Here is a 14,996-nt window from a genome sequence, read left to right on the forward strand (position 1 = left end):
ATGGAGCCGCATTGAGCAAGAAGCCGATTTCAGTTTCATCCGGCCGGGCGCGGTCGATCTGGCTCCGTGCGCAGAAGCTTGATGAGGACGCTCCGTTTGGCTCCGGGCCGGACGCCACGCGTGCGGCGGTCGAGCATCTCGGCTATGTGCAGATCGACACGATCAATGTGATCGAACGCAGTCATCACCACATCCTGTTCACGCGCATTCCCGGCTATTCGACTGCCGATCTCGACCAGGCGCAATCGATCGACAAGTCGGTCTTCGAATATTGGACGCATGCTCTGTCTTACGTCCCGACCCGCGATTTCCGGTACTTCCTACCCAGTATGAAGCAGCAAAAGAAGATACCAGACAAGACCGCGCCTGCATCCTGGTTTGCGAGTGTCAGCCACAAGGATTATCTCGCCATCATCAGGCGCATCCGCAATGAAGGGCCTCTCTCCATACGCGATATAGACGACGACGAACTGGTCGAGAAGGATCATCCCTGGGCGAGCAAAAAGCCCTCGAAACGCGCGCTGCAGCTCGCCTTCTATTGCGGCGACCTCGTTGTCGCCAAGCGCGCCGGCATGCTCAAGACTTATGAACTGTCCGACCGCCATTTCGGCTGGGAGCGACCGAAGCCCGCGACGGAAGGCCAGTATGCGGCGTATCTGCTCGAGCGGGCGCTCAGGGCGCAGGGGATCGTCAGTCTGGATTCGATTTGCTATGGCGACCTGAAATGGAAGAAGCGGGTTGCTGCGTTGCTCGGCACGGCAGTCCGCAAGAAGGACCTTCTGCCAGTCCAAATTGAAGGTGCGGGCGCGGTCGCGCATTGGGTGGCGCCTGGGGTTCTGGAGACAGCGAAAGAGAACCATGCGCCGCAATTGGTGCACATTCTTTCGCCCTTCGATCCGCTGGTGATCCAACGCAAGCGGCTGGCGATGCTGTTCGGCCATGACCATCGCTTCGAGGCCTATGTGCCGGCCGACAAACGGGTGCTCGGCTATTTCGCGCTGCCGGTGCTGGTGGGTGACAGGATCGTCGCCGCGATCGATCTCAAGGCCGATCGTAAGGCCGGCAAGCTGCTGATCCAGAAATGGACATGGCTCAACGATGCCGATCCCGCGGAATACAAGTCGCTGATCGACAGTGCCCTGACCCGGTTCGAAGCGTTCCAGCTGGCGTCGCTCAACTCGCCTTCTTCAGATTGATGTAATTCCGCCAGCCGCCGAGATGGGTGATTTCCTCGGCGCCTTTCACGGCATGCGCCTCGCAGAGAAATCCGGAAACGCTCGTTCCATCCTCGAGCCTGATCTTGCCGATGCCGAGCGGGGCGGGGATTTTCTGGACAAACGCCCCGAAAGCTGCAGGAGGCAATGCCCAGACCTCGACCGCGATGCCTTTGCCAGAGAAGCCGGGCTCCGAGATCAGGCCGGGCTTCGGCGGAACAGCGCCTGGTAGTACGAACAGCCGGTATTCCGGGACGGTGCGGCAAGACTTGACCAGGCGGCCGCCGGAACCGGCAAGCTCATGATTGAGGGGCATGCCGTCAAGATGCGCGCCGACGACCACGACCGGAACGAAGCCGTCATCAACGGGCGCCACGCGGCTTTCTTCAGGCAGTCGCGCAGCTCGCGCCTTGCCCATTCCAGAGCCGGCGGCCCGATGGAGCGCATCGGCCAGCGGCGCCAGCGCGTCGTCGGTGAATGCGGGTGCGATCAGCGTGACGCCGCCCGGCAGGCCTGAGCTGCGGAAGCCGGCGGGCACGGCGATGGCTGCGCAATCCAAAAGGTTGACGAAATTGGTGTAGCGACCGAGCCGGCTGTTGAGTGTGATCGGATCTGCCAGCATGTCGGCGACGGAATAGGTCGTCGGCGTGGTCGGCAACAGCAGCACATCGGCCTTTTGCCATTCGGCATCCGTCAGATGGCGCAGTTCTTCCAGCCGGTAGCGGCCCTTGAACGCATCGACAGCGGTCTTCCCTTTGGCACCCGCAATGATCTTGCGCACGGTGGGGTCGAAGTCGTTGGCGTTGGAAGCGAAAAAGCTTTCGACGGCGGCGAGCCGCTCTGCGACCCATGGCCCGTCATAGAGGAGTGCCGCGGCTTCGCGGAACGGCGCATAGTCGAAGGGCACGATGGTCGCGCCGAGCGCCCTGGCGCGTTCGATGGCCTGGTCGTAGAGCGTTTCCATCTCGGCGTCGCCAAAGAATTCACGCTCCGCACCTTCGAGCACGCCGATGCGAAACCCGGACACAGGCAGGGATGCGGGCGCCGCGTGACGTGAAAAGGGATCGCCGGAATCGAAGCCCTCGGCGACCTTGCGGACAGCAACGCCATCGCCGACGGTCGTCGAAAAGATCGTGATGCAGTCGATGCTCCGGCAGGCGGGTACCGCTCCCGTATTCGGCAACAGGCCCGGTGTCGGCTTGATGCCGACGAGATTGTTGAATGCAGCCGGCACACGGCCCGAGCCAGCAGTATCCGTGCCGAGTGCGAAGACGGCTATGCCGGCGGCAACCGTGACGCTGGAGCCGGAGCTTGAACCGCCCGAGATATAATCGGCGTTGAACACGGAGCGAGGTGCGCCATAGGGCGAGCGGGTGCCATTGAGGCCGGTGGCGAACTGGTCGAGATTGGTCTTGCCGATGACGATGGCGCCAGCGGCCCGCAGCCGGGCGACGACGGTAGCGTCCTTCTCGGGAAGGTAGGTGTAGGCGGGGCAGGCGGCCGTGGTGGGCAGGCCGGCAACGTCGATATTGTCCTTGACTGCGAACGGCACGCCCCAGAGCGGCAGGCTGTTGGGTTCGGGGGCACGATCCATCAGTTCCCTGGCCGCCGCCCTGAGATCATAGTCAGGCGTGGCGGTGATGAAGACTGCCGGATCGTCCCATGCCCGCCTGCGCGCGATTACCTCTTCGATGACATCCAGCGGCCTCATGCCGCCTGCATAGGCGGCGCGAAGGCTTGTCAGATCGAGCACGGCAGGCAGCATTACAATGTCTCCGATTGGGCGGCCAATCGCGCGCTCCATCATTGTATGCAATGTTGCAATCGGCATGCCAACCGATACTATGCTGAAAAGAAACGATTTCCCAGCTTTCCTAAGCTGCACTTTGTACCGTTGGCGCGGAGAATGCCTAAATAATAGGCTATCGTCTGAGCATCAGGCGCGGTCGATCTTGTCCATGAACGTTTTCAGCTCATCTGGGGCCATGCGCACGATGTGCTTTTCCTCGGGATAGGCGTTGCTCTCGACATCCGCCACATATTCCTTGAAGGCGGCGATACGTTCCTGTTGCAGCCGGTCATATTCGGCGGCGAAGTTGCGATAGACCTTGGAGTGGCGGGGCATGTGGCCGCGATTGGTGCCGAGAATATCTTCGGCGAAGAGATATTGCGCATCGCAGCCGGTGCCGGCGCCCATCGAGAGCATGACGAGGCTGGTCCGCTTTGAGATCGCTTCGGCGACCTCAACCGGCACGACTTCGATTTCGGCACCGAAAGCGCCTGCTTTCTCGAGTTGCTTGACGGCTTCCCAGATTTCCAGCGCGGATTGTGCGGTCTTGCCGACGGCCTTGAAGCCGCCGGTCCAGGTCCTGCGCGAAGGGATAAGGCCGACATGGCCGATCACCGGAATGGCCTCGTCGGCCATGCGCTTGACCGTGGCATAGCTCGCCGAGCAGTAGACGGCATCGGCGCCGCCCTTGTACATCTTGAAGGCCCAGCGGACGAAGTCGTCTGATGTGCCGATCTCGAAAAAATTCTCGCCGGGCATGGTGAAGAGGGTGGGGGCGACCTCGCGGTAGCGCGGATCGAGGCAGAGTTCCGGCGGCACGGAGACGATGTCGATGCCGGCTTTCTCGGCAGCTTCGGCCTCTTCCAGCGTCAGCACACGCAGCATGGTCAGCTGCTTCTTGCCCTTTATGGCGCGCAGATCGGCGACCGTCGGCCTGTTCTTTCTCATATTCCTGTTCCTCCCAGATATCAGTTATGCGGCGAGAAGCGCCTTGAGTTTGGTGTCAGATGCGGCGAGCAGCGCCGGATCGGGATGGGCGCGCTTGGCGATCAGCATTTCGGCGATGCGGATATCGCGCGCGACGCTGTTGCCCGGGCCGATGCCGCTCGCGGCAACAAGCCGGCCATCGTCTGCGAGGCTGAACAGGATGAAGGCGCCATCGCCGACGTCACGACGAACGGTGGTCATCCCTTCATCCGCCAAGCCAGCGACCTGCAGGCCGAGGTCATATTGATCCGACCAGAACCACGGCACGGCATCGATGATCGCATCACCGCCCAGCATATTGGACGCCGCGACCTTCGCCTGGTCGTGGGTGTTGCGCCAGGATTCGAGTCGCACGCGGCGCCCGCCATAGACGGCGACAGGGAATGAAGCACAGTCGCCCGCGGCGTAGATCGACGGGTCGCTTGTGCGCAGATGCTGGTCGACCGCGATGCCGTTGCTGATCTCGAGACCAGCCGCCTCTGCCAGCGCCACGTTGGGGATGGCGCCGATGCCGACCACGGCCATATCGGCTGCGATCACCTCGCCATCGGTCAGGGTGACCGTTGCTTGATCGTCATTGTCTTCAATCGATGCCAGGCTTTTCGCAGTGATGATGCGCGCGCCCTGGCGCTCATGCTCGTCATGGATCACTCGGGCAATTTCCGCCGGCACGCCACGCATCAGGATGCGTTCCAGGCCCTCGATGATCGTCACCGCGCAGCCAAGCTTGCGCGCCGATGCCGCGATCTCGAGGCCGATGAATCCACCGCCGATGATCGCCACATGTCCACCCCGACCGAGTTTCTCGCGGATAGCGATGGCGTCGTCATGGGTGCGCAGGTAGACGCAGTGGTGCGAACCTTCCGCCATCGGCAGGCGGCGCGGCGATGCACCGGTGGCAAGCAGCAGCTTGCTGTAACCGAGCGCCTGCCCATCGGACAGGCGGACCTGCTTGCCGGCGCGGTCGACCTCCACGGCATTGGATCCTGGCAGAAAGGTGATACCTGATGTCTCGAACTGCTCACGAGAGGCGATCTCGCGAAGGGTCGGGCTGTCGGCCCCGGTCAAGACATCCTTGGAGAGGGGCGGCCGCTCGTAGGGAAGATGCGCTTCCGAGCCGAGAAGCGTGATCGTGCCGGCGAACCCTTCGTCACGAAGGGCGAGGGCGGTGCGCGCGCCACATTCGCCCGCGCCGATGATGACGATGCCGTCCTGCGCGTCGTTGCTCATTCTCTCCTCCCGGGCTTGCTTAGAGGCCAATATAGACCTGGCCGCCCTCGACCTTCACCGGATAGGTGGCGAGGTCGACGCAGACCGGCGCGCCCTTGGCCGCGCCCGTCCTATAGTCGAAGCGCCCGTTGTGCTTGGGACATTCGATGATGTCGTCCATCACCAGACCGTCGGCGAGATGAACCTTCTCATGCGTGCAGAGGCCGTCGGTGGCGAAATACTCGTCGTCGGGCGAACGGTAGATCGCGAAGGTCCGGCCGGCGTGGTCGAAGCGCATCACGTCTTCTTCATCGATATCGCCTTCCGCGCAGGCGGCTACCCAGTCAGTCATGAAATTCTCCGGGAGAGGAGGGCGCCCTCATGACGCCCTGTAACTATTGCTTTGGAAGACTTATTCCGCGGCAGCCCCAACGGGCATATCATGGAATTCTGCCTTATACGGTCGCGCCGTCGGCGGCAGTTCACGCTTCAGATAATAATCTTCGTATCTGAGCTGGCGCTTAACGACGGGCCAGGCTTCCTTGTAGGCATGCCAGATCGACGGATTTGCCGCTGGCAGGTCGTGTTTGATCAGTTCATGCAGCTTTGGCAGCGCATAATAGGGCACCATCGGGAACATGTGGTGTTCGACATGATAGTTCATGTTCAGGTAGATGAACCGGCTGATGGGGTTCATATACACCGTGCGGCTATTGAGCCGATGGTCGATGACGTTGTCCGCGAGGCCGATATGCTGCAGCAGGCCGGTCATCACCATGTGCCAGCATCCATAGAGGCGCGGCAGGCCGATGATCATCAGCGGCAGCCATGACCACATGTAGAGTGCAAGCGCTATCGTGGCGATATAGATCGCCATATGCCAGCGGGCGGCGGTGATCGCCTTGCCCTGTTCCATCTCGGGGATGTAGCTCTTTTCATCCGCGCTGAGATTACCCAGCGCGTTGCGCGCGATCGTCTTCAGCGAACCCCAGGCATCGAGAATGCCGATGAAGGCGAGACCGGCACGCAGGAGATCCGGCGGGCGCATGACGGCGATTTCGGCATCGCGGCCGACGATGATCGTGTCGGTATGGTGGCGCGCATGGCTCCACCGCCAGGTGACGGGATTGCGCATGACCTGGAAGCTGGCGATCTCGTAGACGACATCGTTCATCCAGCGGGTCTTGAAGGCCGTGCCGTGGCCGCATTCGTGCCAGCGGGAGTCACAGGCCGAACCGTAGAGGACGCCATAGACGAAGAAGAAAGGCACGCACCACCAGGAACCCCAGAAATAGATGCCGCCGGCCGCCATGAGAATGAGGCCGCCGATCCAGATGATCGTGTCGCGGATCGCCGAACCGTCGGAACGCTGCATCAGTTCCTTCATGGTCTTGCGGGGCACATCGGTGTGATACCATTCCGCAGAGGCAAGTCCGGTCTCGATCGCCCTGCGCGTGCTTTCGCCCACGAGGCTGTAGTCCCGCTTTGTCGTGGTTGCCGGGCTAACGTCCGTGATTGCCATTGCGACCTCCCAATATATATTCGGCGACTGCATCCGGTCTCACCAGGACGCGCGCTCCTTCGGCCCGCGCAAGCGAGCATTGCGATTTGATGTATAATGACGTCTCAAAATGAGGAAGTCAACATCATCTTCTAGCGCCAAACGGGTGAAAATGTGGAAAAGCGCCCGTTATTTCATCTTCTAGCCACGCAATATCGCTTGCGGGCATCAATTCACATCATTTCGCATCAATGCTCCGGAATATTCTCCCGGAAGATCACCTGCAGCCGGGGCGGATGATATTCGAACGCCTTGCCGCGGATCGAATTGACCAGCAGGGAGATCGCTTCACGCGCCTCGACTCGCGGATTCTGGTCGATCACGGCGTCCATTGTACCTGAAAGCAGCAGTGGTTTGGAGTTCTCGGTTAGTTCGTGGCCGATGAAGATCACGGATTTGCCCCGGCTTTTTTCATCGAGCGCACGACCTATGCCGGAGCTTCCGCCGCCGATATTGTAGATGCCGGCGAGATCGGGCTGGCGTTCGAGAAGCGCAGACGCCTCCTCATAGGCGCGCTGGCGATCATCCCTGATCTCGCGCATCTGGACGATTTCGAGATGCGGGAATTCCTCGGAGATGATGTGGCGGAAGCCCATCTCCCGCTCCTCATGGCCGCGATAGGAGAGCGACCCGGCAAACAGCGCGATCTTGCTTCGCGTTGCCGGCAGCAGACGACCCAGCAGATAGCCGCCCAGCCGACCGGCGGCGCGATTGTCAATGCCGACATAGCCGGTGCGGGCGACGTGCAGGATATCGGACACAAGCGTCACGACCTTGACGCCGGCGTCGGCCAGCGCACGCATTTCCTCGCGCACCGTGGGGTGATCGAGCGCGACGAGCCCGACGCCCTGCGTCATAGGCCGGATCTCGGCGAGCTTCTGCGCGAGGGAGGCCGGATTGAAGCCTTCCACCGAGTGAACGTTGAATTCGATGCCCTCCTGGGCGCCGCATTGGCGCTCGAGTTGGGCCTTGAGATTGGCGATGAAGGTGTTGGTGCCTTCTGGCAGGACGAAATCGAGGCGTATCTTGCCCACACTCGCCTCGGAACTGCCGAAATATCCAAGGCGAGCGGCGGTCTCCATCACGATCGTGCGCGTCCGCTCACTTACCCCGGAGCGGTTGTTGAGCACGCGGTCGACCGTTGCGGTCGAGACCCCCGACCCCTTGGCGATGTCGATCAGAGTCGAGCGCAATGTGATTCCCTCGTCATGAGATGATGGAAACTGATGTATTCCAAGGGCTGTGACTTGCAATCTAAAAAATGCGCGCGGCGCAGCATGGCACTCATTTCCTCCCGCATTGCATCAAAAAACATCAGCGTCGTCTTATATAGTGGCTTTGATTCCACTGTGTTTTTTGCATTTGATCGTGATCGATGTAATTATTGAGGTACGTTGATCAAATATGATGTTGACATCAATAGATTGACAAATCAATATACATCATACGACGAGATGGAGGTCTGGTCGCCAGGGAGGAAAATATGTCACTCAATCTCAATGTCTCGCGCCGTGGATTTCTGTCGGCGTCTACCCGCATGGCCGGCCTGACGGCCGCCGTCGGCATCGCACCCCAGTTCATTCGTCCGAGCCGCGCATTCGCGGCAGACGCCCTGGCATCAGGCATGATCGGCGGCCCGACGGGCTTCGATGGCGCCGAGCGCTACCAGTATGGCGCCGATACGCCCGAGGGCAGGGCGGTGGAAGCCGCCAAGAGCTTCAAGGCAAAGGGCGTTACCAAGATCGTGCTAGGGCTCTCGGATGGTTCGATCGGTCAGTTGACCCAGCCATTCCCCAAGGGCGCGCCTTCGATCAAGCAGCTTTGGGAGAAGGAAACCGGCATCACGCTTGAAATCGTCGGTGTGCCGAACGGCCAGGAATTCACCAAGACGATGCAGGACATCTCGACCAAGGCCGGTGCCTTCGACATCTACGCCGTCGAATGGAACCGCCTTGGTGACCTCGCGGAGACCGGCGGCATCGTCAATCTCGACGAGTTCGTCGTCACCCACAAGCCGCAATGGGATGCGCCCGAAACCGGTTACGTCAATGGCGCGCAAGGTGTGTCGCTGCTCAACCAGTACAATGGTTCGACCTATGGCGTGTCGCTCGACGGCGACTTCCAGATCTGGAATTATCGCAGCGATCTCTTCAACGACGAGGCCGAGAAGAAGGCCTTCTCCGACAAGCACGGCTACGAACTCGCGCCGCCGAAGACCTGGAAGCAACACGGCGAAATCGCCGCCTTCTTCCATCGCCCTGATAAGGGCCTGTTCGGCTCGACCGACCTGCGCAACCAGGGCTGGGGCTACACCAACTGGTATCAGCGCTATGTCTCGCTCGGCAATCCAAACCAGTTCCTGTTCGATGACAATGGCAAGGCACTGATCAATTCCGAGGCCGGCTGGTCCGCGACGAAGGATTACGTGGACTCGCTCTCGCACCATTCGCCAGACGCGATTTCATGGGGCTGGCCGGAGCAGTACGGCAACTTCGCCGGCGCCGGCGCCGCGATGACCTGTGCCTTCTCCAACCTGCCGAAGTTCCTCGACAATGCCGGCAATACCGGCTCGAAGGTCACCGGCAAGATCGGCTCCATGTTGCCGCCGGGCAATGAGGTCGATGGCAAGCTTATCCGCCGCACGGTGCTCTGGCTCAATCTTTCGGCTTCGGTCTCCTCGCAGAGCAAGAACCCGGAAGCGGCCTATCTGCTTCTGCAATGGCTTGGCTCGGCCCGCATCTATGCCTGGATGACGGCGAACCCAGGCGGCTATTTCGACCCGTTCCGCCTCTCGGACTTCTCCGATCCCCTGGTGCGCGAGACCTATCACGCCTACCACATGGACGTCGTCCGCGAAAACGTGGCGCGCACCGTGCCGACGATCAACTATCCCGGTGCGACCGCATTCCACAATGCGCTCGACGAGAACCTGATGGCGGCTCTGACCAAGACCAAGACGCCGGAGCAGGCGATGGAAGACACCGAAAAGCAATGGCAGCGCATTGCCCGTCGAACCGGCGAGGAAAAGCTGGTTGCGGCCATCAAGGCCAACAAGGCAGCCTGGCCTGTCATCACCGACTAAGCCTCCCAAGGCTAACCCAGCGGAAGGCGGCAACCCGCCTTCCGTTTCCTGTGTGAGTGAAGTGCAGAAGAGACGATGAACCGGTCACCCCTTTTTGAAGTGTTTCGTTATCTGGCGGTGATCCTGGCCGTCGCGGTGACGCTTGTGCCGATTGCCTGGATGGCCTCCATGGCCTTCAAGCCGATCGCCGAGTGGACCGCGACCGGCGCCGACCTGACGTGGTGGCCCAAAGAGCCGACACTCGATAATTTCCGCTTCATCTTCGGTGAATCGAGTTCCAATCTCATCGTTGCGCTCGACAAGACCGCGATGCGGCCGATCGTCTCGTCGCTGCTGTCTGCGATCTTCGGCACGCTGATCGCGATGATCGCGGGCACGTCGGCGGCCTACGGCCTGTCGCGCTTCGGCTCGGGGCAAAACCTTCCCCTGGCGCTGATCCAGCTCCGGCTCTTCCCTCCGATGGCGGTGATGATCCCTGTCATGATCATGTGGTCGTTCCTCGGCATGATCGACACATGGTGGGGGCTGGCGCTGATCTACGGCATCGTCACGCTGCCCTTCGCCTTCTGGCTGATGAAGACCTTCTTCGACGACATGCCGCGCGAGATTGAGGATGCGGCGCGCGTCGAGGGCTGTTCGCGCTTTCGCGTGTTCACCCAGATCACGCTGCCGATGATGCGGGCGCCGCTCGCCAGTTCCGCATTGTTCGTCTTCATCCTCAACTGGTCGGATTACCTGATCGGCCTGCTGCTGACGACGCGCGACTGGGTGACAATCCCGGTCTACATGGCATCCCTGTCGTCCTCGATGACCGGCCAGCTTTACGGCGCCAAGGCCGCGCTCGGCCTGATCGCCGCCGTGCCTCCGGTGATAATGGGTATCGCGATCCAGAAGCATCTGGTGCGCGGCCTGACCTTCGGGGCGCTCAAGCAATGACCGATGCCGTTTCCAACCCGATGCTTCCTGTCGCGGCCCCGGTGGCTGACCAGGAAAGCCGCAGGCTCGGCTTTCGCCTGACGCTGCCGGCGCAGATCCTCGTGCTGTTCATCTCGGTGTTTCCGCTGCTGATGCAGCTCTATATCTCGCTGACCGACTGGTCGCCGCTCGATGGCGTGCCGTGGTGGTCGGCGTGGCAGATGTGGAACACATTCGCCAATTATACCGATCTCGCCGTGGACGACCGCTTCTGGTCGGCGCTCGGCCGCACGGCGCTGATCATGCTGGTCTGCGTACCGGTGGAATTCCTGCTCGGCTTTGCGCTGGCGCTGCTGTTCATGGACGATTTCCGGGGCAAGCGCTTCTTCTATTCGATCCTGCTGATGCCGATGATGGTGGTGCCTGCGGTGGCCGGCTACATGTTCTTCATGCTGTTTCAGTCGGGCGGGCCAGTCAATGACATCATCTCTTCGCTCACCGGAACCCAGTTCACACTCGCCTGGTTGTCGAGCCCGACCTGGGCGCTGATAGCGGTGATGATCGCGGATATTTGGCAATGGACGCCGCTGATGTTCCTGATCCTGCTCGCGGGTCTCGCTGGTGTGCCCGAGGACCAGTTGCGGGCGGCGACGCTGCTCGGCGCATCCTGGCCGCAGCGCTTCCGCACGATCATCGTGCCAAAGATGAAGACGATCATCATCATCGCGCTGGCGATCCGGGTAATCGAGAACTTCAAGATCTTCGACACGCTGTTCATCATGACCGGCGGCGGGCCGGGCGTCGCGACCGAGACGATCTCCGTCTATATCTACAAGGTCACGCAGAACGACCTGATCTGGGGCTATGTCGCGGCCATCGCGCTCGCCATCCTGATCTTTCTGTCGGTCTTCGCCAATTTCGCCATTGCGCGCATGAACCGTGCGAGGGCAGCAGCATGACCGCGATCCATCTCGAAAACCTGGTCAAGAATTTCGGAGCCTTCACCGCGCTCAAGACGATGGAGCTCACCATCAAAGACGGTGAGTTCGTCGCACTTCTCGGGCCTTCTGGCTGCGGCAAGTCCACGACCATGAACATGATCGCGGGCATGGAAAGCCCATCCGCCGGGCGCATCCTGTTCGACGACCGCGACATGGCTGGTGTGTCCATGGGCAAGCGTGGCGTCGGCTTCGTGTTCCAGAATTATGCGATCTTCACGCATATGTCGGTCTACGACAATCTCGCCTATGGCCTGCGGGTGCGCAAACTGCCGCAAGCCGAAATAGACAGGCGCGTCAAGGCGATCGCCGAGTTTCTTCAACTCGGACCTTTGCTGAACCAGCCCTCGGCCAAGCTGTCGGTGAATATTCTGCAGCGTCTCGCCATCGGCCGCTCGGCTATCGTTGAGCCCGCGATCTTTCTGCTCGACGAGCCGTTGTCGAATGTCGATGCAGCCTTCCGCGCTGTCATGCGCACCGAGCTCAAGCACTTGCAGCGCCAGTTCAAACAGACCATGGTTTATGTCACGCACGACCAGCTCGAAGCCATGACCATGGCCGACAGGATCGCGGTCATGGATCACGGCGTGCTGCTGCAGACCGGCTCGCCGGTCGAGGTCTATAACAATCCAGCCAATACATTCGTCGCCGGCTTCCTCGGTTCGCCGGGCATGAACCTGATCAAGGGCACGCTCGTGCATGAGAATGGCGCTACGATCGTTGATATGGGCGAGTTCGGCAAGTCCGCGGGCCTGTCAGACTCGCTTGCGACGACGGCCAATGCCGGGGCGCGCCGCGATGTGTTCTATGGCTTCCGGCCCGAACAAGCTTCTCTGACGGCCGACGAGACCGGCCTGCCGGTATTCTTCGTCGAGCGTATCGGCGCCCGGACCATCGTCCATCTCGGCCGCGACAAGGCGTCGGTCAAGGTGGTGCTGGACAATGACAACGGGCTAGAAGCAGGCATGAAGGCCAGGCTCACCGTCAACCCCGATGCCGTGCGGCTGTTCGATGCCGCAAACGGCGCTGCGATGCGGGAGATCTGAGCATGGCGAGCATTTCCCTCCGCAACGTCTCCAAGCGCTACGGCGATACCGTCGCCGTCAACAATGTCTCGTTCGATGTGCAAGACAACGAGTTCTTCTGTCTGTTCGGCCCGCCGCTGTCGGGCAAGTCGACGATCCTCAAGCTCATACTCGGCCTCGAGACGCCCGATCACGGCGAGATCCTGATCGGCGGAAAGCCGGTCAATGCGCTGTCGCCCGCCGATCGCAACGTGGCGATGGTGTTCCAGAACCTGGCGCTGTTTCCGCATATGACGGCGGAGCAGAATGTCCGTTTCCCGCTCGTCGAACGCAAGGTGTCCGAGGAAAAGATCAAGGCGCGTGTCGCGGCCGTGTCGGAGAAGCTGCATATCGGCCACCTCCTGCACAAGCCGCCGGCGCAGCTTTCGGGCGGCGAGCGCCAGCGCGTGGCGATTGCCCGGGCACTGGTGCGCGATCCGGCGGCCTATCTGATGGACGATCCGATATCGGCGCTCGATGCGCGGTTGCGCGAAGAGACGCGCGTTGAACTCAAGCGCATCCAGCGTGAGCTTGGCCACACTCTGATCTACGTCACACATGACCAGGAAGAGGCGATGTCGATCGCCGACCGCATGGCGATCCTGGAAAACGGGCAGATCCGCCAGATGGGCAAGCCGTCAGACATCTACGATCATCCGGCGAGCCAGTATGTCGCGCGGTTGCTGGGTTCTCCCGCTATCAACCTGCTGTCGCTGACGCAATCCAATGGCTGGACGGCGGGAGCGGGCACGATCAGCCTTTCCGGGGTGCCGGATGGTGCTGCCGGGATCGGTATCCGCCCCGAGGACCTCAAGGCGGAGCCGTGGACCGGCGAACGGCCCGGGGTTCCGGCCAAGGTGTTCGAGGTCGAGCCGCTTGGCGGTTACACTGTCGTGACGCTTTCGGCGGGCGAGGAGAAGCTCCGGGTGCTGATGCGCGGCCAGCCGAGGATCGAGGTCGATTCCCCGGTGGCGCTGAGCTGCGATCCGAAGCGCGTGCATTTTTTCAAACCGGACGGGCAGGCGCTCGGGTCTCATCAAGCCGGGATATAATGGGAGGAAGTCATGGCTGACGCCAAAGGTTTCAAGCCGGATGCAGACGTCCGGGTCAAGGAATACAGGATCGGTGCGATCGGCGCCGGCATGATCATGGCCGAGTGCCATCTCGCGGCCTACAAGGAGGCGGGCTTCAACGTCGTGGCCATCGCTTCGCGCACCAGGGCCAATGCCCAGAAGGTGGCCGAGCGCTGGGGTATCCTCAAGGTGTACGACACGCCGGAAGCGCTGATCAAGGATACGAATGTCGATATCGTCGATCTCGCCTTTCCGCCCGACCAGCAGCCGGCGCTGATCCGCGCGGCGCTGAAGGAACCGCATATCAAGGCGATCCTGGCGCAGAAGCCCTTAGCGCTCTCGCTCGACGAGGCGAAGACGCTGCGCGATGAGGCAAAGGCCGCCGGCAAGATCCTATCCGTCAACCAGAACATGCGCTACGACCAGTCGATGCAGGTGCTGAAACAGATTCTCGACAAGGGCGAACTCGGCGCCGTCGTGATGGCGACAATCGACATGCGCGCTATCCCGCATTGGCAGACCTTCCTCGAGGGGTTCGACCGGCTGACGCTTTCCAACATGAGCGTGCATCATCTCGACGTGCTGCGCTTCCTGTTCGGCGACCCCGAGGAAATCTATACCGCGACCCGGTCCGATCCGCGCACCAAGTTCAAGCACAAGGACGGGATCACCGTCTCCACCATCAAGTTCCCCGGCAATGTGCTGGCGGTCTCGATGGAAGATGTCTGGGCCGGCCCGCGCGAGGAAGGCTTCGACAGCGAGTTCTACATCAAGTGGCGCGTCGAGGGCACCGATGGCGTGGCGCATGGCACGATCGGCTGGCCGAACGGCGAAGCCTCGACGCTCACCTATGCCTCGAGGAAGACCACCGGCGGAAAGTGGGTCACGCCGACCTGGGACACGATGTGGTTCCCGCATGCCTTCATCGGCGTGATGGAGCAGCTTCAATATGCCGTCAAATCAGGCCAGGAGCCGGTGCTCAACGTCGCCGACAACGTCAAGACCATGGCGCTGGTGGAAGCCGGCTACCGGTCGATGGACGAAGGCCGGGCCATCAAGCTCAGCGAAATCGCAATCTAATTCAATCGATACCCAAACGGAGGA

At 61.3% G+C, this 14,996-nt stretch carries 13 protein-coding genes; 7 read left to right on the plus strand and 6 right to left on the minus strand.

Annotated elements, in window-relative coordinates:
* The first annotated feature begins 11 nt into the window (after positions 1–11).
* Positions 12–1,196: a winged helix-turn-helix domain-containing protein gene (locus tag ACSQ26_RS06950; RefSeq protein ID WP_436007574.1), complete on the plus strand. Its 1,185-nt coding sequence runs from the start codon at positions 12–14 to the stop codon at positions 1,194–1,196.
* On the opposite strand, the gene atzF is transcribed toward ACSQ26_RS06950, so the two are convergent.
* The 6 genes from atzF to ACSQ26_RS06980 form a co-directional block, all read right to left on the minus strand.
* Complete coding sequence (gene atzF, locus ACSQ26_RS06955) at positions 1,174–2,979, minus strand: allophanate hydrolase (RefSeq protein WP_436007576.1); 1,806 nt, start codon at positions 2,977–2,979, stop codon at positions 1,174–1,176. The genes ACSQ26_RS06950 and atzF overlap by 23 nt on opposite strands.
* A 171-nt stretch (positions 2,980–3,150) precedes the next feature.
* Entirely contained in the window at positions 3,151–3,951 is an 801-nt protein-coding gene (locus tag ACSQ26_RS06960) for a 3-methyl-2-oxobutanoate hydroxymethyltransferase (protein WP_436007578.1), read from the minus strand.
* Positions 3,952–3,975: 24 nt separating this feature from the next.
* Complete coding sequence (locus ACSQ26_RS06965) at positions 3,976–5,220, minus strand: NAD(P)/FAD-dependent oxidoreductase (protein ID WP_436007580.1); 1,245 nt, start codon at positions 5,218–5,220, stop codon at positions 3,976–3,978.
* 19 nt (positions 5,221–5,239) lie between these two features.
* The gene (locus ACSQ26_RS06970) at positions 5,240–5,551 is read right to left on the minus strand and encodes a MocE family 2Fe-2S type ferredoxin (protein WP_436007582.1); all 312 of its coding nucleotides are present in this window, start codon (positions 5,549–5,551) and stop codon (positions 5,240–5,242) included.
* A gap of 60 nt (positions 5,552–5,611) precedes the next feature.
* Positions 5,612–6,721 (minus strand): fatty acid desaturase family protein, encoded by a 1,110-nt coding sequence (locus tag ACSQ26_RS06975; protein ID WP_436007584.1) that lies wholly within the window; start codon positions 6,719–6,721, stop codon positions 5,612–5,614.
* Between the two features lie 227 nt (positions 6,722–6,948).
* The gene (locus ACSQ26_RS06980) at positions 6,949–7,953 is read right to left on the minus strand and encodes a LacI family DNA-binding transcriptional regulator (RefSeq protein WP_436007586.1); all 1,005 of its coding nucleotides are present in this window, start codon (positions 7,951–7,953) and stop codon (positions 6,949–6,951) included.
* A gap of 344 nt (positions 7,954–8,297) precedes the next feature.
* Between ACSQ26_RS06980 and ACSQ26_RS06985 the strand changes: the two genes are divergently transcribed.
* From ACSQ26_RS06985 to ACSQ26_RS07010, 6 genes are all read left to right on the plus strand, one after another.
* The gene (locus ACSQ26_RS06985; protein WP_436015139.1) at positions 8,298–9,842 is read left to right on the plus strand and encodes an extracellular solute-binding protein; all 1,545 of its coding nucleotides are present in this window, start codon (positions 8,298–8,300) and stop codon (positions 9,840–9,842) included.
* A gap of 75 nt (positions 9,843–9,917) precedes the next feature.
* Entirely contained in the window at positions 9,918–10,778 is an 861-nt protein-coding gene (locus ACSQ26_RS06990; protein WP_436007588.1) for a carbohydrate ABC transporter permease, read from the plus strand.
* Positions 10,775–11,716 carry a carbohydrate ABC transporter permease gene (locus ACSQ26_RS06995; protein WP_436007590.1) on the plus strand — a complete coding sequence of 314 codons (942 nt, stop codon included), beginning with the start codon at positions 10,775–10,777 and terminating at the stop codon, positions 11,714–11,716. The genes ACSQ26_RS06990 and ACSQ26_RS06995 overlap by 4 nt, the downstream gene beginning before the upstream one ends.
* Complete coding sequence (locus ACSQ26_RS07000; RefSeq protein WP_436007592.1) at positions 11,713–12,801, plus strand: ABC transporter ATP-binding protein; 1,089 nt, start codon at positions 11,713–11,715, stop codon at positions 12,799–12,801. The genes ACSQ26_RS06995 and ACSQ26_RS07000 overlap by 4 nt, the downstream gene beginning before the upstream one ends.
* Positions 12,802–12,803: 2 nt before the next feature.
* Positions 12,804–13,871 carry an ABC transporter ATP-binding protein gene (locus ACSQ26_RS07005; RefSeq protein ID WP_436007594.1) on the plus strand — a complete coding sequence of 356 codons (1,068 nt, stop codon included), beginning with the start codon at positions 12,804–12,806 and terminating at the stop codon, positions 13,869–13,871.
* Between the two features lie 12 nt (positions 13,872–13,883).
* Positions 13,884–14,972 carry a Gfo/Idh/MocA family protein gene (locus tag ACSQ26_RS07010; RefSeq protein WP_436007596.1) on the plus strand — a complete coding sequence of 363 codons (1,089 nt, stop codon included), beginning with the start codon at positions 13,884–13,886 and terminating at the stop codon, positions 14,970–14,972.
* The last annotated feature ends 24 nt before the right edge of the window (positions 14,973–14,996 follow it).

It is taken from the genome of Rhizobium sp. LjRoot254 (genome assembly GCF_964254105.1).
GTDB lineage: Bacteria > Pseudomonadota > Alphaproteobacteria > Rhizobiales > Rhizobiaceae > Rhizobium_E.

Coding starts and splice junctions, on each gene's coding strand:
- atzF (WP_436007576.1), bottom strand. CDS start 2,979: ATGCTGCCTGCCGTGCTCGATCTGACAAGCCTTCGCGCCGCCTATGCA.
- ACSQ26_RS06960 (WP_436007578.1), bottom strand. CDS start 3,951: ATGAGAAAGAACAGGCCGACGGTCGCCGATCTGCGCGCCATAAAGGGC.
- ACSQ26_RS06965 (WP_436007580.1), bottom strand. CDS start 5,220: ATGAGCAACGACGCGCAGGACGGCATCGTCATCATCGGCGCGGGCGAA.
- ACSQ26_RS06970 (WP_436007582.1), bottom strand. CDS start 5,551: ATGACTGACTGGGTAGCCGCCTGCGCGGAAGGCGATATCGATGAAGAA.
- ACSQ26_RS06975 (WP_436007584.1), bottom strand. CDS start 6,721: ATGGCAATCACGGACGTTAGCCCGGCAACCACGACAAAGCGGGACTAC.
- ACSQ26_RS06985 (WP_436015139.1), top strand. CDS start 8,298: ATGGCCGGCCTGACGGCCGCCGTCGGCATCGCACCCCAGTTCATTCGT.
- ACSQ26_RS06990 (WP_436007588.1), top strand. CDS start 9,918: ATGAACCGGTCACCCCTTTTTGAAGTGTTTCGTTATCTGGCGGTGATC.
- ACSQ26_RS06995 (WP_436007590.1), top strand. CDS start 10,775: ATGACCGATGCCGTTTCCAACCCGATGCTTCCTGTCGCGGCCCCGGTG.
- ACSQ26_RS07000 (WP_436007592.1), top strand. CDS start 11,713: ATGACCGCGATCCATCTCGAAAACCTGGTCAAGAATTTCGGAGCCTTC.
- ACSQ26_RS07005 (WP_436007594.1), top strand. CDS start 12,804: ATGGCGAGCATTTCCCTCCGCAACGTCTCCAAGCGCTACGGCGATACC.
- ACSQ26_RS07010 (WP_436007596.1), top strand. CDS start 13,884: ATGGCTGACGCCAAAGGTTTCAAGCCGGATGCAGACGTCCGGGTCAAG.